This window comes from Pseudomonas brassicacearum (assembly GCF_003732265.1).
GTDB classification, from domain to species: Bacteria; Pseudomonadota; Gammaproteobacteria; order Pseudomonadales; family Pseudomonadaceae; genus Aquipseudomonas; species Aquipseudomonas brassicacearum_D.
The window spans coordinates 286788-308286 of sequence record NZ_MOBK01000008.1 but is presented as its reverse complement, the minus strand read 5'-3'; the positions used below and the strand labels follow the sequence as shown (position 1 = coordinate 308286).

The following is a 21499-nucleotide window of genomic DNA, read 5'->3' as shown; positions in this document are numbered from 1 at the left end:
TTCAACAACGATATCGACTGAAAATCCGCCTTCGCGAGCAAGCCCGCTCCCACATTGGTTCTGCGTTGTTAGTGGGATTTATTTCAGGCACAAAAAAGCCGCGTATCAAACGCGGCTTTTTCTTGGGCGTGTGTCTTACACGTTGAAACGGAAGTGCATCACGTCGCCGTCTTTAACGATGTAATCCTTGCCTTCCAGACGCCATTTGCCGGCTTCTTTGGTGCCGGCTTCGCCCTTGTACTGGATGAAGTCGTCGTACGCGATCACTTCGGCACGGATGAAGCCTTTTTCGAAGTCGGTGTGGATCACGCCAGCGGCTTGAGGTGCGGTGGCACCGACGCGGACGGTCCAGGCGCGGACTTCTTCGACTCCGGCGGTGAAGTAGGTCTGCAGGTGCAGCATTTCGTAGCCAGCGCGGATCACGCGGTTCAGGCCAGGTTCTTCGAGGCCCAGGGCTTCGAGGAACATGTCTTTCTCTTCGCCGTCTTCCAGCTCGGCGATTTCGGCTTCGATCTTGTTGCAGACCGGAACCACCATGGCGCCTTCTTCGTCGGCGATGGCCTTGACGATGTCCAGCAGCGGGTTGTTCTCGAAACCGTCTTCAGCGACGTTGGCGATGTACATGACCGGCTTGGTGGTCAGCAGGTGGAAGCCACGAATCACTGCCTTGTCGTCGGCGCCCATGTTCTTCATCAGCGTGCGCGCAGGCTTGCCGAGGGTGAAGTGAGCGATCAATTGCTCGAGCAGGCCTTTCTGGACCACGGCGTCCTTGTCGCCACCCTTGGCGTTGCGAGCGACTTTCTGCAGTTGCTTTTCGCAGCTGTCGAGGTCGGCGAAGATCAGTTCCAGGTCGATGATCTCGATGTCGCGTTTCGGGTCGACGCTGTTGGAGACGTGAATCACGTTCTCGTCTTCGAAGCAGCGGACCACGTGGGCGATGGCATCGGTTTCACGGATGTTAGCGAGGAACTTGTTGCCCAGGCCTTCACCTTTCGAGGCGCCGGCAACCAGGCCTGCGATGTCGACGAATTCCATGGTGGTCGGCAGGATGCGCTTTGGATTGACGATGGCTGCCAGGGCGTCCAGACGCGGATCCGGCATCGGCACGATACCGGTGTTCGGCTCGATGGTGCAGAAGGGGAAGTTCTCGGCCGCGATCCCGGATTTGGTCAGGGCGTTGAATAGGGTGGACTTGCCGACGTTAGGCAGGCCGACGATGCCGCAATTGAATCCCATGGTGTTTTCCCCGAGGAGTGAGTCAGGCCTTCTGGCTGTGCAGGTTTTTCATCGCGCGGTTCCATTCACCGGCGAGGATATCCGGCAGCACGCCGAGGGCAAAGTCGATGCTGGCATCGAGTTTTTCCTGTTCGGCGCGTGGCGCACGACCCAGGACGAAATTTGAAACCATACTGGCAACGCCCGGGTGGCCAATGCCAAGCCGCAAGCGGTGAAAGGTGTTCTGATTGCCCAGTTGCGCAATGATGTCGCGCAACCCGTTGTGACCGCCATGGCCGCCGCCCTGCTTGAGCTTGGCAACGCCCGGAGGCAGATCGAGTTCGTCGTGCGCCACGAGGATTTCTTCAGGCTTGATGCGGAAGAAACCCGCCAGAGCTGCTACGGCCTGGCCGCTACGGTTCATGTAGGTGGTGGGAATCAGCAGACGAACATCCTGACCCTGATGCGAATAGCGCCCGGTCAGGCCAAAATATTTGCGATCGGCGACAAGGTTGACCCCTTGTGCGTTCGCGATGCGCTCAACAAAAAGGGCCCCTGCGTTATGCCGGGTCTGTTCGTATTCAGCGCCTGGATTTCCCAGGCCAACGATCAGTTTAATGGCAGTCACGATAGGGGCCCTTCCTTGGAGTGGTGGATAACATCGCCGCAATCAGTGTGTGCGGCGAAAGTGGACGAAAATTGCTCATTTACCATTATGTAAACTCCGCGTTCTCGCCCGCTTTCTCGCTACGTTCCAGTCCGCGATGTTCCAATCACTCCGACGAACAGAGTGAAATTACTCTGCTGCGCCTTCTTCGGTAGCTTCTGGAGCAACACGTGGAGCGTGGACGTTGGCAACAGCCTTGTCATCACCGTGTGCCAGAGCAACAAACTCAACGCCTTTAGGGGCTTTGAGGTCGGACAAGTGAATGATCGAGCCGACTTCGGCGTTAGCCAGGTCAACTTCGATGAATTCAGGCAGGTCTTTTGGCAGGCAGGTCACTTCGATTTCAGCAACAACGTGCGAGATCTCGCCGCCTTTCTTCACTGGAGCAGCTTCGTTGATGAAGTGCACAGGAACGATAGCGGTCAGCTTTTGGCCGGCAACTACGCGTACGAAGTCAGCGTGCAGCACGTGGCCTTTGGCCGGGTGACGTTGCAGAGCCTTGATGATTACGTTTTGCTTGGTGCCGCCAACGTTCAGCTCGATGATGTGGCTGTAAGCCGCTTCGTTTTCGAGCAGTTTGGCAACTTCTTTAGCCAGCATGCTGATGGATTCAGGGGCTTTTTCGCCACCGTAAACTACAGCTGGTACCAGGCTTGCGAGACGACGCAGGCGGCGGCTCGCACCTTTCCCCAGGTCGGAACGCACTTCAGCATTCAGAGTAAAATCGTTCATGTTGTATCTCCAAAATAACCACATTCGCCCCAGCGTTTGCGACCAGCGCTAAAGGCGATATGGGCAAAAAAGCCCCGCCCCGACAGGAATGCCGGGGCGGGGCGCTTTTCGTCAACGAGACATTCGAGAAGGGCAGGGCCCTTAGCGGAACATCGCGCTGATCGATTCTTCATTGCTGATGCGGCGGACCGCCTCGGCAACTACCGGCGCGATATCCAGTTGACGGATACGCGAGCAGGCTTGTGCAGCAGCGGACAACGGGATGGTGTTAGTCACCACCAGTTCGTCCAGCATGGAATTTTCGATGTTTTCGATCGCCCGACCGGACAGCACAGGGTGTGTGCAGTAGGCGAAAACCTTGGCAGCGCCATGCTCTTTCAAAGCCTTTGCCGCGTGGCACAGAGTGCCGGCGGTATCGACCATGTCATCGACCAGAATACAGGTACGCCCTTCGACATCACCGATGATATGCATCACTTCAGAGTGATTGGCTTTCTCACGGCGTTTGTCGATGATCCCGAGATCCACGCCCAGGGATTTGGCAACAGCACGTGCACGCACGACGCCACCAATGTCCGGGGACACGATCATCAGGTTTTCGAAGCGCTGATCTTCAATGTCATCCACCAATACAGGGGAGCCGTAGATGTTATCTACCGGAATATCGAAGAAACCCTGGATTTGGTCAGCATGCAGATCAACCGTGAGAACACGGTCGATGCCGACTACGGTAAGCATGTCAGCAACGACTTTCGCGCTGATAGCCACACGTGCGGAACGCGGACGGCGATCCTGACGGGCATAACCAAAGTAAGGAATAACAGCAGTGATACGAGTAGCCGAGGAGCGGCGGAAGGCATCAGCCATCACTACCAGTTCCATCAGGTTATCGTTGGTCGGAGCGCAAGTCGGCTGAATAATGAAGACATCTTTACCGCGGACGTTTTCATTGATCTCGGCTGTAATTTCGCCGTCGGAAAACTTGCCGACAGAGATGTCACCGAGAGGGATATGCAGCTGACGTACGACACGTCGAGCCAGATCGGGGTTGGCGTTCCCCGTAAAGACCATCATCTTGGACACGCGCAGTACCTGAAGGCTGAGGGTAACCTGGATGAGTATAGGAAAATGGCAGGGGCGGCTGGATTCGAACCAACGCATGGCAGGATCAAAACCTGCTGCCTTACCGCTTGGCGACGCCCCTGTATCTGTTGCAACGATTACCCAGTAATCGATTCCTTTAGAGCAGATTTTGCAGCTTGCGATGCAACATCGAAACGTTGCTTCCTTTTGCTACAAACCCTGTAAGGGTCTCTGTAAGAAGGGCCGAGACTTTATCAGCTTCAGCTTTGCTTGGGAAGCCCCCAAACACACAACTTCCAGTGCCAGTGAGTTTTGCTTCGGTAAATTTACCTAACAAATTCAATGCGTTACGTACCTCTGGATAACGCCTTGCTACTACTGGCAAGCAGTCATTACGACTGTTTCCCTTGGGAACGGGGCGCACTTTAATGGGAGGAGAGTTACGTGTCAACAGCGGATCGGAAAAAATTTCTGCTGTACTTACAGATACTTGCGGTACCAGCACGACATACCACGGTTCTTCGGGGTCTACAGGGGTCAGTTTCTCCCCTACGCCTTCGGCAAAAGCGGCGTGGCCACGCACGAAAACCGGAACGTCAGCGCCCAGCTTGAGGCCCAGCGCAGCCAGTCGATCCTCGTCCCAGCCCAGTTGCCAGAGATGATTCAGGCCGAGCAATGTGGTCGCGGCATTGGAACTGCCGCCGCCGATACCGCCGCCCATGGGCAGGATTTTATCAATCCAGATATCGATGCCGAGCGCACAACCGGATTGCTCCTGAAGTTGCTTCGCAGCCTTGACGATCAGATTGCTGTCGTGGGGAACGCCGTCGAATTCGGTGTGCAACCGGATCACGCCGTCGTCGCGTACGGCGAAGGAGATTTCATCGCCGTAGTCGAGGAACTGAAAAATCGTCTGCAACTCGTGGTAACCGTCTTCACGGCGACCGAGGATGTGCAGCATCAGATTGAGTTTGGCCGGGGAGGGCAGCGTCAAGCGAGGGGTGGTCATGTTCACTGCCCCAGCTTGCGTGGTTGCCATTCCTTGATCACCAGCGTGACATCAAGGTCGGTGCCGTGCAGCTTGATTTTCTCAGGCAGCCAAAAACCGTTTTGTTGCGTGTAACTGGTGTATTCGACCTGCCAGCCGTCCTGTTCGAGGCTGGCCAGGCGGCTGTCGGCATCCAGGTTCAGCTTGCTTTTGCTGTCTGGCGCCGGGAGCCCGCGGACCCACCAGGCCAGATTCGATACTGGCAATTTCCAGCCCAGTTGCTCTTCCAGCAGGATTTCCGGGTTCGGTGCGTCAAAGCGTCCCTGATTGGCCACTTCCAGCGAAACCTTGCCAGGTCGGCCGGTCAGGCGTGCGGCGCCGCGACCCAGCGGGCCGGACAGGCGGATGTCGTAGTAATCCTGACGTTGCAGCCAGAACAACGTGCCGCTGCCCGAATCCTTGGGCGCGCGGATGCCGATCTTGCCGTTGATCTGCCAGCCGTCGAGGGCGGTCAATTGCTGTTTGTGTTCACGCCATTGGGCCGGGTTACCGTGGCCTTCGACGGATTCGCGAGCGCCGAAACCCGCGCAACCGGCGAGCAGGGCGATGAAACTGAAAACGATAACGTGGCGCAAAAACATAATCTTAAAGAGTCTCTGATCCGGTCAGGCGCTTGATGGTAGCGCGCAGGGTAGGGCTGTCGGGTTGTTCCTTGAGGAATTTTCCCCAGACTTGTTTGGCTTCGCGCTGTTTGCCATTGGCCCACAGCACTTCACCCAGATGGGCGGCGACTTCCTGATCGGGGAAACGCTCCAGTGCCTGGCGCAGATAGCGCTCGGCTTCATCGAGATTACCCAGGCGGAAGTTCACCCAGCCGAGGCTGTCGAGCACCGCCGGGTCTTCCGGATTGATCTGGTGGGCCTGTTCGATCAAGGCCTTGGCTTCGGCATAGCGCGTGGTGCGGTCGGACAGGGTGTAGCCGAGCGCATTGAGTGCCATGGCGTTGTCCGGGTCGCGCTTGATGATCAGGCGCAGGTCTTTTTCCATCTGCGCCAGGTCATTGCGTTTTTCCGCCTGCATGGCGCGGGTGTACAGCAGGTTCAGATCGTCCGGGTACTGCTGCAAGGCTTTGTCCAGGACAGCCCAGGCCTTGTCGCCCTGATTATTGGCGGACAGGGTTTCGGCTTCGATCAGGTACAACTGAATCGCGTAATCCGGCTGCTCGTCGCGCTCTGCGGCCAGGCGGCGTTGAGCTTCGGCGGTCTTGCCGTTGTTGATCAGAATGTCGGTCTGACGCAATTGGGCCGGCAGGTAGTCGTTACCCGGCCCGACTTTGGCGTACTCGATCAGCGCACCTTGAGGGTCGTTGCGTTCTTCGGCGATACGGCCAAGGTTCAGGTGAGCAGAGTCGACGTGGCTTTCGCGGGCGATCAGGTCTTCAAGCAGATTCTTGGCCTCGTCCCAGTCCTTGGCTTCCAGGCAGACCAGTGCCAGGGAATAACGCAACTCGTCGTCTTCCGGGTATTGCTGCACCAGGCTGGAAAACTCGGCTTTGGCGTCTGCTATGCGGTCCTGCTCAACCAGCATCCGCGCGTAAGTCAGGCGCAGGCGCTTGTCGTCCGGGTATTTCTTGATGCTTTTTTGCAGCAGCGGCAAGGCTTCGTCGCCACGGTTGAGCACCTGTAACAGGCGCGCGCGCAAAAGGATCGGGGCGATTTCGCCGTCGTCTGGTGGGTTGTCTTCCAGCAGGGTCAGCGCACCTTTGGCGTCGCCGTCCTGTTGCATCAACAGGGCCTTGCCAAAAATCAGCTGGCTGTTTTTCGGATGGCGCTGCAACAAACGGTCGAAACTTTTCATCAAGCCGTTGCGCGTGTCCTGGTCGGTATCGGCGGCGGACAGGGCAAGGAAGTCGAAATGTGTGTCGCCTTTGCCTTGCAGGACTTTCTCCATGTAGACCATGGAGTCGTCATAACGACCGGCGCGCGCCAGTTGTACGGCAGCTGCGCGTTGCGCTTCGAGGTCGTTCGGGGCGTTTTTTGCCCAGATCAGCGCGGTGTCCAGGGCGGCCTGATCGGCGCCCAGGTACTCGGCAATGCGAAATGCCCGCTCGGAGATGCCCGGATCCTGGGTGTTGATGGCCTGGGTCACGTAGTTGTCCAGCGCAATGTCGAAACGATTGCGTTGGCCAGCCAGTTCGGCACTCAACAGACTGAAGACGGTTTCTTCACTGAATGAGCTGTAAACCTTGGGCTTTTCAGGGGCCGGAGTGCTGTCTTCAACCGGCGACGTACCGTCCGGCGACGAGGGTGCCAAGGCCTGGCAGCCGCTGAGGAAGACAAAAGCGAGGAGCAACGCGGAAGATCTATTCATATAGGAAGAGGACGACTAACCTGCGGTCGGATCATCATGACACAAGCCTTCGGCCAAACATAACCGAGTCTCAATCGAGGCCTTTATAGAGGCAGGACATTGGGACAATAGTCAGCGGTAGTTGTTCTGTCTGTGGCGAAGTAGGACAATTGCCGGCTTCACGTCACCATCAGCGACCTTGAATGGCCTTCCTTGCACTCGGTATCAACCACAAGACTGCGTCAGTAGACGTCCGCGAGCGCGTGGCCTTTACCCCTGAGCAGCTGGTGGAGGCCTTGCAGCAGCTCTGCCGCCTCACCGACAGCCGCGAAGCTGCGATCCTCTCCACCTGCAATCGCAGTGAGCTCTATATAGAACAGGATCACCTTTCGGCTGACATCGTGTTGCGCTGGCTGGCCGATTATCACCATTTGAGCCTCGAAGAGCTGCGTGCGAGCAGTTATGTGCACGAAGATGATGCGGCAGTTCGTCACATGATGCGGGTCGCCTCCGGGCTCGATTCGCTGGTGTTGGGCGAACCGCAGATTCTCGGCCAGATGAAATCCGCTTACGCCGTGGCGCGTGAGGCCGGCACCATCGGTCCTTTGCTCGGGCGTTTGTTTCAGGCGACGTTCAACGCGGCCAAACAAGTGCGCACCGACACCGCCATCGGCGAAAACCCGGTGTCCGTGGCGTTTGCCGCGGTCAGCCTGGCCAAACAGATTTTCAGCGACCTGCAACGCAGCCAGGCCCTGTTGATCGGCGCCGGTGAAACCATCACCCTGGTCGCCCGTCATCTGCATGAATTGGGTGTGAAGCGCATCGTCGTCGCCAACCGCACGCTGGAGCGCGCGAGCATTCTGGCCGAGCAGTTCGGTGCTCACGCCGTGTTGCTTTCGGACATCCCGGCCGAACTGGTGCGCAGCGACATCGTCATCAGCTCCACCGCGAGCCAGTTGCCGATCCTGGGCAAAGGCGCGGTGGAAAGCGCGCTGAAACTGCGCAAGCACAAGCCGATCTTCATGGTGGACATCGCCGTTCCGCGCGATATCGAGCCGGAAGTCGGTGAACTCGACGACGTTTACCTGTACAGCGTCGACGATCTCCACGAAGTGGTCGCCGAGAACCTCAAGAGTCGCCAGGGCGCCGCCCAGGCGGCGGAAGAGATGGTCTCGGTCGGCGCCGAAGATTTCATGGTGCGCCTGCGGGAACTGGCGGCGGTGGATGTGCTCAAGGCTTATCGTCAGCAAAGCGAGCGCATGCGCGACGAAGAATTACAAAAGGCCCAGCGCCTGCTGGCCAACGGCACCAGCGCCGAAGACGTGCTGGTGCAACTGGCGCGCGGCCTGACCAACAAACTGTTGCACGCGCCCAGCGTGCAACTGAAAAAGCTCTCTGCCGAAGGCCGCCTCGATGCGCTGGCCATGGCTCAAGAGCTCTTTGCCCTGAATGAGGGCTCATCGGATAGCTTTTCGGATAAAAAACCGCAATGAAAGCGTCACTGCTCAATAAGCTGGACATCCTCCAGGACCGTTTCGAGGAATTGACCGCCTTGCTTGGCGATGGCGAAGTCATTTCCGATCAGGCCAAGTTCCGCACCTATTCCAAGGAATACGCGGAAGTCGAGCCGATTGTCGGCACCTATAAACAGTTGCTCAAAGTGCAAGGCGACCTCGAAGGCGCCCAGGCACTGCTCAAGGACAGCGACCCGGACATGCGCGAAATGGCCGTGGAAGAAGTCCGCGAAGCCAAGGAGCAACTGATCGAACTCGAAGCCAGCCTGCAACGCATGCTGCTGCCGAAAGACCCGAACGACGGGCGCAACGTGTTCCTCGAAATCCGTGCCGGCACCGGCGGCGACGAGGCGGCGATTTTCTCCGGCGACCTGTTCCGCATGTATTCGCGTTACGCCGAGCGTCGTGGCTGGCGGGTGGAAATCCTTTCCGAGAACGAGGGCGAACACGGTGGCTATAAAGAAGTCATTGCCCGGGTCGAAGGCGACAACGTTTACGGCAAGCTGAAATTCGAATCCGGCGCGCACCGCGTGCAACGGGTGCCGGCCACTGAATCCCAGGGCCGCATCCACACCTCGGCCTGCACCGTGGCGGTGTTACCCGAGCCGGACGAGCAGGAAGCGATCGAGATCAACCCGGCGGACCTGCGGGTCGATACCTATCGTTCTTCCGGCGCTGGTGGTCAGCACGTCAACAAGACCGACTCGGCGATCCGCATCACGCACTTGCCGTCCGGCATTGTCGTGGAGTGCCAGGAAGAACGCTCCCAGCACAAGAACCGTGCCCGGGCGATGTCCTGGCTGTCGGCCAAACTCAATGATCAGCAAACCAGCGCCGCGGCCAATGCCATCGCCAGCGAGCGTAAGTTGCTGGTCGGTTCCGGTGATCGCTCGGAGCGGATTCGTACCTATAACTTTGCCCAGGGCCGGGTTACCGACCATCGGGTCAACCTGACGCTGTACTCGCTCGACGAAATCCTTGCCGGTGGCGTCGATGCGGTGATCGAGCCGTTGCTGGCCGAATACCAGGCCGATCAATTGGCAGCGATAGGTGAGTAAATGACGATCATTGCCAGTTTACTGCGCGCCGCCGACTTGCCCGACTCGCCCACTGCGCGTCTGGATGCCGAGTTGTTGCTGGCTGCCGCATTGGGCAAGCCGCGCAGTTTTCTCCATACCTGGCCGGAGCGCATCGTTCCCAGCGAAGCGGCGCTGACGTTTGCCAGCTACTTGCAGCGTCGTCGCGGCGGTGAGCCTGTGGCCTACATTCTGGGGCAGCAAGGGTTCTGGAAGCTCGACCTGGAAGTGGCGCCGCACACGCTGATCCCGCGCCCGGACACTGAATTGCTGGTGGAGGCCGCGCTTGAGCTGTTGCCGGCCACACCCGCCAAGGTCCTCGACCTCGGCACCGGCAGTGGCGCCATCGCCCTGGCCCTGGCCAGCGAGCATCCGGCCTGGCAGGTCACGGCAGTGGATCGCGTGCTGGAAGCGGTGGCCCTGGCCGAACGCAATCGCCAGCGCCTGCACCTCAATAACGCCACGGTGCTGAGTAGTCATTGGTTCAGCGCCCTGGCCGGTCAGCGTTTCCAACTGATCATCAGCAACCCGCCTTACATCCCTTCTTCCGATCCGCATCTGGTGGAGGGTGACGTGCGCTTCGAGCCGGCCAGTGCCTTGGTGGCCGGGGTCGACGGGCTCGACGATCTGCGCTTGATCGTCGCCCAGGCGCCGGATTATCTGGAAGCGGGCGGCTGGCTGATGCTCGAACACGGCTACGATCAAGCCAGTGCCGTGCGCGATTTGTTGCTGACCCGCGGCTTTGAAAACGTCCACAGCCGAATTGATCTGGGTGGGCACGAACGTATCAGCCTGGGGCGCCTGCCGTGCTGAATGATCAGGAATTGTTGCGTTACAGTCGGCAGATTCTGTTGCAGCATGTCGACATCGACGGCCAGTTGCGACTGAAGGAAAGCCGCGTATTGATCGTCGGCCTCGGCGGGCTCGGCTCGCCGGTTGCGCTGTACCTGGCCGCGGCAGGTGTCGGTGAGCTGCACCTCGCCGACTTCGACACGGTCGACCTGACCAACCTGCAACGCCAGATCGTTCACGACACCGATAGCGTCGGCCTGAGCAAGGTTGATTCGGCGATTCGCCGTTTGACCGCCATCAATCCCGAGATTCAATTGATCGCCCACCGCACTGCGCTGGACGAAGACTCCCTCGCGGCAGCGGTTGCCGCGGTGGATCTGGTGCTGGACTGCTCCGACAATTTCTCCACCCGCGAAGCGGTCAATGCGGCCTGTGTGGTCGCCCGCAAACCGCTGGTCAGTGGCGCGGCGATTCGTCTCGAAGGGCAATTGTCGGTGTTCGACCCGCGCCGCCCGGAAAGCCCGTGCTACCACTGTTTATACGGGCATGGCAGCGAAGCCGAACTGACGTGCAGCGAGGCCGGCGTGGTCGGGCCGTTGGTGGGGCTGGTCGGAAGCCTTCAGGCACTGGAAGCCCTGAAACTGTTGGTCGGTTTCGGCGAGCCGCTGGTGGGGCGTCTGTTGCTGATCGATGCGTTGGGCTCGCGCTTCCGTGAATTGCGGGTCAAGCGTGATCCGGGTTGCAGCGTCTGTGGTTCGACACATGCGTGAAGCGCCGATTGGCATGTTCGACTCCGGCGTCGGTGGGCTCTCGGTGCTGGCCGAGATCCAGCGGTTGCTGCCCAACGAGTCACTGCTGTACGTCGCCGACTGCGGGAACATTCCCTACGGCGAGAAAACCCCGGAATTCATCCGCCAGCGCTGCAGCGTCATGGCCGACTTTTTCCAGCAGCAGGGCGCCAAAGCCCTGGTGCTGGCGTGTAACACCGCGACCGTCGCCGGCGTTGCCGACTTGCGTCGCGATTATCCGCAGTGGCCCATCGTCGGCATGGAGCCGGCGGTCAAACCGGCCGCCGCCGCGACCCGCAGCGGCGTGGTCGGCGTGCTCGCCACCACCGGCACCTTGCAGAGTGCCAAGTTCGCCGCCTTGCTCGACCGTTTCGCCACCGATGTGCGCGTCATCACTCAGCCGTGTCCCGGCCTGGTCGAGCTGATTGAAAACGGCGATTTGCACAGCGAGGCCTTGCGCCAGTTGCTGGCCAGCTATGTCGAGCCGCTGCTCGGCGCCGGCTGCGATACCTTGATTCTCGGCTGTACCCATTATCCCTTCCTGAAGCCTATGCTTAAGCAGATGATCCCGGATGACATCAGCCTGATCGACACCGGGGCGGCGGTAGCGCGACAACTTCAGCGTCTGTTGGCCGAGCGTGAACTCTTCGCTGACGGGCCGGCGCGTGCTGCCGAGTTCTGGACGAGTGCCGATCCGGTTCATTTCAGAAATATCTTGCCGATACTGTGGAATACGTCCGGCGTTGTGAGAAGCTTCGAGCGTTGACCAAAAAGTTGGGGCAGTGCGGGTAATTGGGGTGAACTTCTGATTAAGCGTCGACTTCTATAGCGTTGCGTAACAAAAAAACCATACGAAATCGTTCGGAAAAGGATGTTTCTAGTGAAGCGACTATTCTGCTTGGCCGCGATTGCGGCCGCTTTGATGGGGCAAAGTTTCACCGCACAGGCGGCAGGCGTGGAGTTCGGGGTCGGTCAGACCACCGAATCAACCATGACCTATCGACTGGGCATGGTCTTCGATTGGGATCAGAGTTGGTGGCAAAGCGACGTGGGTCGCCTGACCGGTTACTGGAGTGGCGCCTATACCTATTGGGATGGCGACAAGAGCTCCGGCAACAACAGCCTGTCATTCTCGCCGGTGTTCGTTTACGAGTTTGCCGGCCAGTCCGTCAAACCTTACCTTGAGGCGGGTATTGGTGTGGCGGTGTTCTCCCACACTGAAGTTGAAGACAACAACCTTGGCCAGGCCTTCCAGTTTGAAGACCGATTCGGCTTTGGCCTGCGCTTTACCGGTGGGCATGAAGTCGGGATTCGTGCGACGCACTATTCCAATGCCGGTATGAGCAGTCACAACGACGGCGTAGAAAGCTACTCGCTGCACTACACAATGCCGTTGTAAACACGGTCAATGTAGGAGCGGGCTTGCTCGCGAATGCGGTGTGTCAGTCAACAATTTAGCTGAATGACACACCGCATTCGCGAGCAAGCCCGCTCCCACATTAGATCTTCGGTGACTTCGGACTCAGCGATACGCCGTGCTGATCCCTTGGCGCTCTTCGATGCACTCCGGTGCGCCCATCTCGAACTCCCGGCAGATCAGCGGGCGCTTTTCGTAGATGGTGCACATCATGCTGTTGCGATCCAGCGCCGCGCACCAGCCGTCGTCCAGACGCAGCATGACTTCCCCGCCCCAATCATCGGTATCGATAAAACGTTCGGGCACGCCCGTGTCGGTGATCAGCATCACTTCAAGCTGACAGCAGCAAGCCGCGCAGGTTGAGCACGTCACGGCCGGTTCGGCGATTTGCGTGTGGGGAATGGTTTTCATGGCGCGCAGTGTAAGGCAGTGGGTCGATGCTGTGTGAAAGGCCGGACGGACGCTCAGTCGCGGGTGTCTGAGGCTAGCCGCTGGGCCATGAAGTGAAGTGCAGGAAACAGTGCCGCCCAGAGTAGTCCGATGCCGGTCAGGGTCAGCCATTGTCCATAAGGAAACTGCACCCCCGCCAGTTGTCCGCCTGCGTAATACGACAGTGGCCCGCCGACGGCACCGAGCACGCTGCCGAGCCACCAGGGGTTGGCGGTCCACGCCAGGCAATGGCGCAACGTGGTTGCCAGCAGTGCCCACAACAGCATTAGCCACAACGGAATCAATGGCGCGGCGTCGTTGAAATCGAATACGCCCAGCCAGCGCAAGGTACTGTCGACGGTGGTGCCCAGCAGCATCACGCTGAGGATCAATCGACCTTCATCGGTCCAGCGACTTATCCACAGCAGATGAATTACCAGTACCGCGAGTGCCACCAGCAACCACGCGCTGTTGCCGCCGAGCACGCAGGCAAACCAGCCGAACTGAAACAATACGGCATTCGCCACGCGTTCAAGCATCGAAACGACCCAGCAGCGGCGCGGTGATCGCCGACGGTTTGGCCAACAGCAATTGCGCCGTGCCGATGGTGCGCTCCAGAAAGCCGCCTTCGCAGTAGCACAGGTAAAACTCCCACAGTCGCAGGAAATAGTCGTCGTAGCCCAACTCGCTCAAGCGGCCTTGGGCGCGTCGAAAGTTTTCATGCCACAGGCGCAGGGTCCGGGCGTAGTGCAAACCGAAATCTTCCATGTGCAGCAGGTTCATGTCGGTGTCGCGACTGACGATCTCGAGCATTTTCTGCACGCAGGGCAGGGCACCGCCGGGGAAGATGTAACGCTGGATGAAGTCGACATTGCCCTTGGCCTGTTCGTAGCGTTGTTCACGAATGGTGATGGCCTGCAGCAGCATCAATCCGTTGCTCTTGAGTAGGTGCGCGCATTGCTTGAAGTAAGTCGGCAGAAAGCGGTGACCGACCGCTTCGATCATTTCGATCGACACCAGTTTGTCGTACTGGCCGGTGAGGTCGCGGTAATCCTTGAGCAGCAGCGTGACCTGGTCTTGCAGGCCAAGGTTTTCGATTCGTTGAGCGGTAAACGCGAATTGCTCTTTCGAGAGCGTGGTGGTGGTGACCTTGCAGCCGTAATGCTGCGCGGCGTACAGCGCCATGCTGCCCCAGCCAGTGCCGATTTCCAGCAGGTGATCACTGGGTTGCAACGCGAGTTTCTGGCAGATCCGTTCGAGTTTGTTCAATTGCGCCTGTTCGAGGCTGTCTTCGGGGCTGAGAAACTGCGCGGCGGAATACATCATGGTCGGATCGAGAAACTGCTCGAACAGGTCATTGCCCAGGTCGTAATGGGCGGCGATGTTTTTTTGCGAGCCCTTGCGGGTGTTGCGATTGAGCCAGTGCAACCCTTGAACGAACGGCCGCCCGAGTTTTGCCAGGCCGCCTTCCAGCGCATCCAGCACCTCGAGGTTGCTGACGAAGACGCGCACCACGGCCGTCAGGTCCGGCGAACTCCAGTACCCGTGGATAAACGCCTCCCCGGCCCCAATTGAACCGCCACTCGCCACCAGTCCCCATGCCGCAGTGTCGAGGATATGAATCTCCCCGATCAAATGACTGCCGGCCATGCCGAAGACATGACGTTCGCTGTCTTCTATAACCACCAATTGCCCGTGTTTGAGCGCAGCCAGTTGCCGTAGCACGCCGCGGCGCAGTAACGCGCCGGTCAAGCCGTGGGTGCCGGGTAGAGTGGCTTTGGCGAAAATGCTAGGGGATTTCATGACGGCGATCCTTGGAGGAAGCTGTGGCGGTTTGAAAGCTGCCAACGGCAACCCGATGTGCAAAGACCGGGGCACGTTTGAGAAAAAGGCGCAGCGCCTGCCAGTAAATCGCCAGGCAGGTTTTCGCGGTCATCCACGGAAACTGCCGCAGGTAACGGTGCAGGCTGCTGCGGTTTAACGCTTCGCGATGCAGGTTCAGCGTGGCGTCGAACAGTTTCAGTTCGCCCTGCCAATCCGCCATGTGCACCCCGAGCGTTTTGGCGACAGGGCTGAAACTCATGCGGTATTCGATATCCCGCGGCAAAAATGGCGACACATCAAAAGCCTTGGTCACGACGAAATGCTGATGGCAATCGAACCGGTTCTCCGGCGACCTCGCCGGCAATACATAGAGAAAACGTTCTCGCCATGGCGTGTTCGTGACTTCGCAGACAATTGCCGCCAATTGCCCATCAGCTTCATGGCAATAGAAGAAACTCACCGGGTTGAACGACAGGCCCCAACTGCGGGCTTGTGTCAGCAGGCAGATCGGCCCTTGTGGCGCGTGACCGATGGCTTCGCTGACTTGCTGGCGAACCGCATCGATCAAGCGCATGCCCTTGCCAGTAAAGGTTTTCAGGTAGTCCGTTTCGCGAAACGAGAAGGGCGCAAAGCGGCTGTTGCCGGACAGGGGCGACAAGCCGAGCACGGTGTCTTGCTCGTCGAGGTCGAGGTACAGCAGGCCGATCCGATAACGGAATTGGTGGTGCCTTGGGGCAAACCGCCGGTGGGCAATCCAGCCACTGTAAAGGGCGCTGTTCACAACACTTCTCCAAAGGAGCGGGCAACTCGCAAGGCGCTGACCACGCCGTCCTCATGGAAACCGTTGGCCCAGTAAGCGCCGCAAAAATGGCTGTGCTGCATGCCATCCAGTTCACCCCAGCGCGCTTGTGCAGCGACGGCGGCCAGGCTGTATTGCGGATGGGCGTAGGTAAAAGTGCCGAGCACTTTGTCAGGGCGGATGCCGGCGCTCTGGTTGAGGCTGACGCAAAATGTGGTATCGCTCTGCAAACCTTGCAGGATGTTCATGTCGTAGGTGACTGCCGCCAGTGTGTGACCGGCGCCCCCGAGGCGATAATTCCAGCTGGCCCAGGCCCGTTTGCGCACGGGCAGCAAGCGCGTATCAGTGTGCAGCACGACTTCGTTATCGGCGTAGGGCAGGGCGCCGAGGATCGACTGTTCGGCATCGCTCGGCCGGGCCAACAGTTTCAGCGCCTGATCGCTGTGGCAGGCAAACACGACTTTATCGAAGCGCTCGCTGCCCACGGCGCTGTGGATAACCACACCGGCGTCATCACGCTCGACGCGCGTCACGGGGCAGTTGAGACGAATTTTCTCGCGAAACGAGGCGGTCAGCGGTCCGACGTAGGCATGGGATCCGCCTTCAATCACGCACCATTGCGGGCGATTGCTGATGGACAGCAGCCCGTGATTCTTGAAAAACCGCAGAAAAAACTGCAACGGGAAAGCGAGCATGTCCGCCATGGACATCGACCAGATCGCCGCACCCATTGGCACGATGTAATGCAGGATAAAACGCTCGCCGTAGTGTCCGGCCTTCAAGTAATCGTCCAGCGTGGTGTCGGCGGTGATGCGCCCTTGGGCCAGGTCGCTCTGGGCTTCTTTATTGAAGCGCAGAATGTCGCGCACCATGCCCCAGAATCCTGGCGACAACAGGTTACGGCGTTGGGCGAACAGGCTGTTGAGGTTATTGCCGTTGTACTCAAGACCGGTGTCCGGGTCCGTCACCGAGAAACTCATTTCAGTCGGTTTGAAACCCACCCCGAGCTGGCCCAGCAGGCGGATGAAATTCGGGTAGGTCCTGTCGTTGAATACGATGAAACCGGTGTCTACCGAATAGCGCTGGCCATCGACCGCCACGTCGACCGTGTGGGTGTGACCGCCCGCCCGGTCGCTGGCCTCGAACAGGGTGATCTCATGCCTGCGATTGAGCAGGTAGGCGCAGGTCAGCCCCGAGATGCCACTGCCGATGATGGCGATGTTCATGGGCGATCCTGGATCGGCGCAGGGCTGCGTACCATGCGTTTGCCGATGGCCAGTTTGACCGCGTTGGGCATTTTCGACAGCGGCCATAGCACCGCCATGAACAGTCCCGGAAAAGCGATCTCCAATGGCCGGTTCTTGAGTTTGGCGAAGATGTGCCGAGCCGCTTTACCCACCGGCCAACTGAGCGGCATCGGGAAGTCATTCTTGGCGGTCAGCGGTGTTTCGACGAAGCCCGGGCTGACGACAGTGACTTCGATGCCTTCCGGCGCGAGATCAATGCGCAGCGATTCAAACAGGTAACGCAGCCCGGCCTTCGACGCGCCATAGGCTTCGGCGCGCGGCAGCGGCAAGTACGTCACGGTACTGGCAACGCCCACAAGGTGTGGCGCGGTGCCTTTGCGCAGCAGCGGTAACGCCGCCTCGATGCAGTAGGCGCTGGCGAGCAAATTGGTGCGCACCACGTGCTCGACAATCGAAGAATCAAATTGCTGGACGTCGACGTATTCGCAGGTGCCCGCGTTGAGAATCACCGTATCCAGCGAGCCCCAATCTGCAGCGATCTGTTCGCCGATCTCGCGAACGCGCTGGCTGTTGGTCAGGTCCCCTGGCACCACCAGCACTTGTCCGGGATAGCGCAGGGACAAGACTTTCAGCACCGCTGCCGAGCGAGAACTGACGGCCAAGTGAGCGCCGGTTTTCAGTATTTCTTCGGCCAGCGAGGCGCCAATTCCGCTGCTGGCGCCGGTTAACCAATAGCGACGCGGAGGCGTAAGGCTCATCCCATTCTCCTTTTCAGCCAGGCAATTGCCCGACCCAAAACCGGTAGATGTTCGTAAATCAGCGCCCCGGCATCGAAGTAATCCCGATGGCGATAAACCTTGTCGCGCCAAAGCAGGTGCGAACAGCCGTCCACGCGTATCAACTGGCCGTTGGCCAGGCGCGGGTGGCGGTAACTCATGACCCAGCGCAGATACCCTTCGCCTTCACGGATCTGGTCGAAACCGTGAAAATCGAAGCGCAGTTCAGAGACATTGCTATAGAGCTCGGTGAAGTAGCTGCGCAGTTGCACCAGACCCTGTACTTCATGCAGCGGATCGGTGAAGTGCACGTCATGGCTGTAGAGCTGATTGAGGTGCTGCAGATTGTCCTTGTCCAAGGTCGCAAACTGCTGGGCAAAACGCCGCAGGAAATCACTCATGGAAACCACCTGCTTGCTGTCGCGATGGCAGGTCCTTGAATGCGGCCAGCGCCCGTTGCCGCGACGTACTCAGATTGACGATCGGCGAGGGATAATCCGCCACGCCGAACAGCCCGCTGAGGTTGGCCGGGTTGTGAACTTCCTTTTTATCGAGCCCGGCCAGTTCTGGCAGCCAGTGCTTGATGAACACGCCTTCGGCGTCGAATTTCTCCGACTGGCTCAACGGGTTGAAAATCCGGAAGTAGGGCGCCGAATCGGTGCCGGTGGACGAGCTCCACTGCCAGCCACCGTTGTTCGCCGCCAGATCGCCGTCGATCAAATGCCGCATGAAAAAGCGCTCGCCTTCACGCCAGTCGATCAGCAGGTTCTTGGTCAGGAACATCGCCACCACCATGCGCAGCCGGTTGTGCATCCAGCCGGTTTCGAGCAGTTGGCGCATGGCCGCGTCGATGATTGGCAGGCCGGTGCGCGCTTGTTGCCAGGCCAACAGTTCTTCCGGGGCGGCGCGCCAGGCCAGGGCTTCGGTTTCGGGGCGAAAGGCACGATGGCGGGAGACCCGTGGATAACCCACCAGAATGTGTTTGTAGAACTCGCGCCAGAGCAATTCGTTGATCCAGGTGACAGCGCCGACCTTGCCGCTTTCGAATTCGCCCTGATTGGTTTGCAGGGCGGCATGCAGGCATTGGCGCGGGGAAATCACCCCGGCGGCGAGATAAGCCGAGAGCTGGCTGGTGCCGGGCTTGGCCGGGAAGTCGCGTTCGTCTTTGTAGTAGTCGATCTGGGCGTCGGCGAAGGTGTCGAGGCGCCGTCGGGCTTCGGTTTCACCGGCGGGCCAGAGGTTGCGCAAGTTGTCGCTCGGCGTTTCGAAACCATCAACGCTTGATGGGATGCTGTCGCTGCTGACCGCCAATGGCGCCTGCATGGCCGGTGCAGCGATCAGGCTCGGCAATGACCCGCGCAATCGGTCGTAGCAGACCTTGCGAAACTGGCTGAAAACCTGGAAATAGGTGCCGGTCTTGGTCAGCACGGTGCTCGGTTTGAACAGCAGTTGATCGAGGTAGCTGTAGAAATCGATGCCTTGGGCTTTCAGCGTTTCGGCCACCGCCGCGTCACGACGGCTTTCGTGAATACCGTATTCCTCGTTGACGTGCACGGCATCAATCTTCAGCTGCTGGCACAGGTCGAGCAACGCTTGCGGCGCTTCATCCCAGCGCGATGCCTTGCGGATGAGCAAGGGAATGTTCAACTCGCCCAAGGCACGGCTCAGTTCGGCCAGATTGCGTAGCCAGAAATCGACTTTGCACGGTGCATCATCGTGTTCCAGCCACTGCTGCGCACTCAACAGATACACCGCCACCGTCGGGCCGCGCGCTGCGGCGGCCGAGAGGGCGGTGTTGTCGTGTAGGCGCAGGTCGCTGCGCAGCCAGATCAATTGCATGGTGGCGTCCGCACGTTTCATTAAATTAGCCCACGCTGAACCAGGTCCTGATGCGCCGATAACGGGTCTTCGGCGAAGGACAAATCAACGATGTCGGTAGTTTTTACGGACAACTCGGCGTGGTGGATGCATACCGTTGGTCCGGCAATCATTTTTGGGCAACTGACACCATTCAATAGTTTCGGCAGCTGCGAAAGGTTCATGGCTTTGCTGGAATACAGCAGTACGCCGCGGGCTTGCAGGTGATCGACCGCCAACGCGAGTTCGCCGGCGGGTAGCGGCCAGTCGAACACCTCCACCGGGCAATCGGCGCTGCTGACCAGCCAGGCGGTGAGCCACAGTTGAGGTTCCAGTGGCACATCGGAGTGATTGATCAACAGCAGTGGCGCGGCGCGCAACTGACGGTTGTTATGGTAGATGCGCGCGCCGAATTTGCTGCGCAACCAGGAATAAAAGAATGCCCGCTCCATCTGCGCGCCGAATTGGCCCTGCCAGCGCTGGTCCAGTTCTGCCAGCAATGGCATCAGCAGGAGCTCGCACAAGGTGCGCGGTGGGTACAGCGCCATGGCTTGATTGACGGTGTCATCGAGGGTGCGTTCGTTCAGGTGCGACACCGCGTGCAGCAGCGACTGGCGCAGCACCTGCCAGTCGTTTTCAACGGGTTCGCTAAACGCTTGCGGCGTGTCCAGCAGTTGCTTGACCTGGCTGACGGCCACGCCGCGGTTGAGCCACGTGAGGATCGTCAGGATGCGTTGAACGTGTTCGGCAGAGAACAGCCGATGGCCCTTGGGTGTGCGATGCGGAACGATCAGGCCATAGCGCCGTTCCCAGGCGCGCAGTGTCACGGCGTTGACACCGGTCTGACGCGCCACCTCACGGATCGGCAGCCAGCCGTCGTCCAGCGCCTTTTTAAAGTCGTCGCCGAGGTCTTCGCTGGCGCTGGTGTCGAGTTTGGATTTCATTTAGATCGCGTTTCGCAGGCTGAGGTTTTCCGGATGCGGTTGCAGGTAAACCTGTTGCGCAATGTAAGGATCCGGATACTGGCGGAAGTAGTGCTTGAGCAGGGTCAATGGCACCACCAGCGGCACGATGCCTCGGCGGTATTGGCCGATGACGTGCTGCATTTCCTGTTTGTCTTCAGGGCTGATGACCTGCTTGAGGTAGCCGCTGATGTGTTGCAGGACGTTGGTATGGGTGCGCCGCGTGGCGCATTTTTTCAAGGCCGCCATCAGTTCGCTGAAATAGCGCGGGCCGAGTTCTTCAGGATCGGACTGGCCCATGTTGCCCAGTAGATTGCCCAGGGTTTTGTACTGCACCGGGTTATGCGCCATCAGCAGGTATTTGTAGCGCGAGTGGAATTCGGTGAGGTCGCGGCGGGTCAGGCCTTTTTGCAGCAATTGCTGCCAGGCGCTGTAGGCAAACACGCGCGTCAGGAAGTTTTCCCGCAGCACCGGATCGTTGAGCCGGCCGTCTTCTTCTACCGGCAGGTCAGGGTGCCGTGCACAGAAGGCCTCGGCATAGAGACCGCGTCCGCCGCCCTCCACCGGTACACCGTTGGCCTGATAGACCTTGACCCTTTCCAGGCCGCACGACGGGGACTTTTGCATAAAGATGTAGCCGCAAATGTCGCTCAACTGACCCGCCATTGTCTGGCCGTATTCGGTGAGCTGTCGGGTGACGTCAAGCTCGGCGTGAACACTGCCGACCGCTTGCGGATGTTGCGGGTCGCCCACCAAACGGATCGGTTCACGGGGAATGCCGAGGCCGATGGCAACTTCCGGGCATACCGGGACAAAATCGAAATGATCAGCGAGGGTGCGACTGCACAGACGTGATTCCTTGTGCCCGCCGTTGTAACGAACCTCGGCGCCCATCAGGCAGGCGCTGATGGCGATTTTTGGTCGGGTCGCTGGCTGATCGCGCATCGAAGCACCTCGAATCTAAACTTGTACAGAGATTGTTCT

The 21499-nt window shown here is 59.2% G+C and carries 23 protein-coding genes and 1 tRNA gene; 6 read left to right on the top strand and 18 right to left on the bottom strand.

The annotated features are described in order from the left end of the window. Nucleotides 1–135: 135 nt before the first annotated feature. The 8 genes from ychF to BK660_RS22410 all read right to left on the bottom strand — a co-directional run bounded on the left by ychF (nt 136) and on the right by BK660_RS22410 (nt 7055). Nucleotides 136–1236: a redox-regulated ATPase YchF gene (ychF, locus tag BK660_RS22445; RefSeq protein ID WP_077431265.1), complete on the bottom strand. Its 1101-nt coding sequence runs from the start codon at nt 1234–1236 to the stop codon at nt 136–138. Nucleotides 1237–1258: 22 nt separating this feature from the next. Then, nucleotides 1259–1843, bottom strand: coding sequence for an aminoacyl-tRNA hydrolase (gene pth / locus BK660_RS22440; protein WP_046030136.1), 585 nt, complete (start codon nt 1841–1843; stop codon nt 1259–1261). Between the two features lie 168 nt (nt 1844–2011). Beyond that, the gene (locus BK660_RS22435) at nt 2012–2614 is read right to left on the bottom strand and encodes a 50S ribosomal protein L25/general stress protein Ctc (RefSeq protein ID WP_123435132.1); all 603 of its coding nucleotides are present in this window, start codon (nt 2612–2614) and stop codon (nt 2012–2014) included. Between the two features lie 141 nt (nt 2615–2755). After that, nucleotides 2756–3697 carry a ribose-phosphate pyrophosphokinase gene (locus tag BK660_RS22430; protein WP_003208392.1) on the bottom strand — a complete coding sequence of 314 codons (942 nt, stop codon included), beginning with the start codon at nt 3695–3697 and terminating at the stop codon, nt 2756–2758. Nucleotides 3698–3743: 46 nt separating this feature from the next. After that, a tRNA-Gln gene (locus BK660_RS22425) sits at nt 3744–3818 on the bottom strand. Nucleotides 3819–3854: 36 nt separating this feature from the next. After that, on the bottom strand, nt 3855–4706 hold the full coding sequence (ispE, locus tag BK660_RS22420; protein WP_123435131.1) for a 4-(cytidine 5'-diphospho)-2-C-methyl-D-erythritol kinase: 852 nt from the start codon (nt 4704–4706) through the stop codon (nt 3855–3857). Nucleotides 4707–4708: 2 nt separating this feature from the next. Further along, a complete protein-coding gene (gene lolB / locus BK660_RS22415; RefSeq protein WP_123435130.1) occupies nt 4709–5326 on the bottom strand; it encodes a lipoprotein insertase outer membrane protein LolB in 618 nt (205 codons plus the stop codon). Nucleotides 5327–5330: 4 nt separating this feature from the next. Then, complete coding sequence (locus BK660_RS22410; protein ID WP_123435129.1) at nt 5331–7055, bottom strand: tetratricopeptide repeat protein; 1725 nt, start codon at nt 7053–7055, stop codon at nt 5331–5333. A gap of 182 nt (nt 7056–7237) precedes the next feature. Here BK660_RS22410 and hemA point away from each other — a divergent pair, with 182 nt between their 5' ends. The 6 genes from hemA to BK660_RS22380 all read left to right on the top strand — a co-directional run bounded on the left by hemA (nt 7238) and on the right by BK660_RS22380 (nt 12603). Further along, nucleotides 7238–8527, top strand: a complete 1290-nt coding sequence (gene hemA / locus BK660_RS22405; protein WP_123435128.1) for a glutamyl-tRNA reductase — start codon at nt 7238–7240, stop codon at nt 8525–8527. Further along, entirely contained in the window at nt 8524–9606 is a 1083-nt protein-coding gene (prfA, locus tag BK660_RS22400; protein ID WP_123435127.1) for a peptide chain release factor 1, read from the top strand. Before hemA ends, prfA begins: the two co-directional genes overlap by 4 nt. Continuing rightward, on the top strand, nt 9607–10437 hold the full coding sequence (prmC, locus tag BK660_RS22395; protein ID WP_123435126.1) for a peptide chain release factor N(5)-glutamine methyltransferase: 831 nt from the start codon (nt 9607–9609) through the stop codon (nt 10435–10437). After that, a complete protein-coding gene (locus BK660_RS22390; RefSeq protein ID WP_123435125.1) occupies nt 10431–11186 on the top strand; it encodes a molybdopterin-synthase adenylyltransferase MoeB in 756 nt (251 codons plus the stop codon). The genes prmC and BK660_RS22390 overlap by 7 nt, the downstream gene beginning before the upstream one ends. Continuing rightward, nucleotides 11179–11970, top strand: coding sequence for a glutamate racemase (gene murI / locus BK660_RS22385; protein ID WP_123435124.1), 792 nt, complete (start codon nt 11179–11181; stop codon nt 11968–11970). Before BK660_RS22390 ends, murI begins: the two co-directional genes overlap by 8 nt. A 114-nt stretch (nt 11971–12084) precedes the next feature. Further along, nucleotides 12085–12603: an acyloxyacyl hydrolase gene (locus BK660_RS22380; RefSeq protein ID WP_123435123.1), complete on the top strand. Its 519-nt coding sequence runs from the start codon at nt 12085–12087 to the stop codon at nt 12601–12603. A gap of 123 nt (nt 12604–12726) precedes the next feature. Here the strand turns inward: BK660_RS22380 and BK660_RS22375 are convergent, their stop codons facing one another. The 10 genes from BK660_RS22375 to BK660_RS22330 are packed head-to-tail and all read right to left on the bottom strand — an operon-like array spanning nt 12727 to nt 21460. Then, nucleotides 12727–13032 carry a YkgJ family cysteine cluster protein gene (locus BK660_RS22375; RefSeq protein WP_007942663.1) on the bottom strand — a complete coding sequence of 102 codons (306 nt, stop codon included), beginning with the start codon at nt 13030–13032 and terminating at the stop codon, nt 12727–12729. Nucleotides 13033–13085: 53 nt separating this feature from the next. Further along, entirely contained in the window at nt 13086–13589 is a 504-nt protein-coding gene (locus tag BK660_RS22370; RefSeq protein WP_123435122.1) for a DUF2878 domain-containing protein, read from the bottom strand. After that, a complete protein-coding gene (locus BK660_RS22365) occupies nt 13582–14853 on the bottom strand; it encodes an SAM-dependent methyltransferase (RefSeq protein WP_123435121.1) in 1272 nt (423 codons plus the stop codon). The genes BK660_RS22370 and BK660_RS22365 overlap by 8 nt, the downstream gene beginning before the upstream one ends. Continuing rightward, a complete protein-coding gene (locus BK660_RS22360; protein ID WP_123435120.1) occupies nt 14840–15655 on the bottom strand; it encodes a DUF1365 domain-containing protein in 816 nt (271 codons plus the stop codon). Before BK660_RS22360 ends, BK660_RS22365 begins: the two co-directional genes overlap by 14 nt. Further along, nucleotides 15652–16899 (bottom strand): NAD(P)/FAD-dependent oxidoreductase, encoded by a 1248-nt coding sequence (locus BK660_RS22355; RefSeq protein WP_123435119.1) that lies wholly within the window; start codon nt 16897–16899, stop codon nt 15652–15654. The genes BK660_RS22360 and BK660_RS22355 overlap by 4 nt, the downstream gene beginning before the upstream one ends. After that, entirely contained in the window at nt 16896–17678 is a 783-nt protein-coding gene (locus tag BK660_RS22350; RefSeq protein WP_123435118.1) for an SDR family NAD(P)-dependent oxidoreductase, read from the bottom strand. The genes BK660_RS22355 and BK660_RS22350 overlap by 4 nt, the downstream gene beginning before the upstream one ends. Further along, complete coding sequence (locus BK660_RS22345; protein WP_123435117.1) at nt 17675–18097, bottom strand: nuclear transport factor 2 family protein; 423 nt, start codon at nt 18095–18097, stop codon at nt 17675–17677. Before BK660_RS22345 ends, BK660_RS22350 begins: the two co-directional genes overlap by 4 nt. Next, nucleotides 18090–19535 carry a deoxyribodipyrimidine photo-lyase gene (gene phrB, locus BK660_RS22340; protein WP_123435161.1) on the bottom strand — a complete coding sequence of 482 codons (1446 nt, stop codon included), beginning with the start codon at nt 19533–19535 and terminating at the stop codon, nt 18090–18092. The genes BK660_RS22345 and phrB overlap by 8 nt, the downstream gene beginning before the upstream one ends. A gap of 20 nt (nt 19536–19555) precedes the next feature. Further along, nucleotides 19556–20497, bottom strand: coding sequence for a MerR family transcriptional regulator (locus BK660_RS22335; protein WP_123435116.1), 942 nt, complete (start codon nt 20495–20497; stop codon nt 19556–19558). Beyond that, entirely contained in the window at nt 20498–21460 is a 963-nt protein-coding gene (locus tag BK660_RS22330; RefSeq protein WP_123435115.1) for a YbgA family protein, read from the bottom strand. Nucleotides 21461–21499 lie beyond the last annotated feature (39 nt).

What these genes read in the sequence shown, in the direction of transcription:
- BK660_RS22410 (WP_123435129.1), bottom strand. Translation starts at nt 7,055, where the DNA reads ATGAATAGATCTTCCGCGTTGCTCCTCGCTTTTGTCTTCCTCAGCGGC.
- phrB (WP_123435161.1), bottom strand. Translation starts at nt 19,535, where the DNA reads ATGCAATTGATCTGGCTGCGCAGCGACCTGCGCCTACACGACAACACC.
- BK660_RS22355 (WP_123435119.1), bottom strand. Translation starts at nt 16,899, where the DNA reads ATGAACATCGCCATCATCGGCAGTGGCATCTCGGGGCTGACCTGCGCC.
- BK660_RS22330 (WP_123435115.1), bottom strand. Translation starts at nt 21,460, where the DNA reads ATGCGCGATCAGCCAGCGACCCGACCAAAAATCGCCATCAGCGCCTGC.
- murI (WP_123435124.1), top strand. Translation starts at nt 11,179, where the DNA reads ATGCGTGAAGCGCCGATTGGCATGTTCGACTCCGGCGTCGGTGGGCTC.
- BK660_RS22345 (WP_123435117.1), bottom strand. Translation starts at nt 18,097, where the DNA reads ATGAGTGATTTCCTGCGGCGTTTTGCCCAGCAGTTTGCGACCTTGGAC.
- prfA (WP_123435127.1), top strand. Translation starts at nt 8,524, where the DNA reads ATGAAAGCGTCACTGCTCAATAAGCTGGACATCCTCCAGGACCGTTTC.
- BK660_RS22370 (WP_123435122.1), bottom strand. Translation starts at nt 13,589, where the DNA reads ATGCTTGAACGCGTGGCGAATGCCGTATTGTTTCAGTTCGGCTGGTTT.
- ychF (WP_077431265.1), bottom strand. Translation starts at nt 1,236, where the DNA reads ATGGGATTCAATTGCGGCATCGTCGGCCTGCCTAACGTCGGCAAGTCC.
- BK660_RS22350 (WP_123435118.1), bottom strand. Translation starts at nt 17,678, where the DNA reads ATGAGCCTTACGCCTCCGCGTCGCTATTGGTTAACCGGCGCCAGCAGC.
- BK660_RS22375 (WP_007942663.1), bottom strand. Translation starts at nt 13,032, where the DNA reads ATGAAAACCATTCCCCACACGCAAATCGCCGAACCGGCCGTGACGTGC.
- BK660_RS22335 (WP_123435116.1), bottom strand. Translation starts at nt 20,497, where the DNA reads ATGAAATCCAAACTCGACACCAGCGCCAGCGAAGACCTCGGCGACGAC.
- ispE (WP_123435131.1), bottom strand. Translation starts at nt 4,706, where the DNA reads ATGACCACCCCTCGCTTGACGCTGCCCTCCCCGGCCAAACTCAATCTG.
- BK660_RS22435 (WP_123435132.1), bottom strand. Translation starts at nt 2,614, where the DNA reads ATGAACGATTTTACTCTGAATGCTGAAGTGCGTTCCGACCTGGGGAAA.
- prmC (WP_123435126.1), top strand. Translation starts at nt 9,607, where the DNA reads ATGACGATCATTGCCAGTTTACTGCGCGCCGCCGACTTGCCCGACTCG.
- lolB (WP_123435130.1), bottom strand. Translation starts at nt 5,326, where the DNA reads ATGTTTTTGCGCCACGTTATCGTTTTCAGTTTCATCGCCCTGCTCGCC.
- BK660_RS22365 (WP_123435121.1), bottom strand. Translation starts at nt 14,853, where the DNA reads ATGAAATCCCCTAGCATTTTCGCCAAAGCCACTCTACCCGGCACCCAC.
- hemA (WP_123435128.1), top strand. Translation starts at nt 7,238, where the DNA reads ATGGCCTTCCTTGCACTCGGTATCAACCACAAGACTGCGTCAGTAGAC.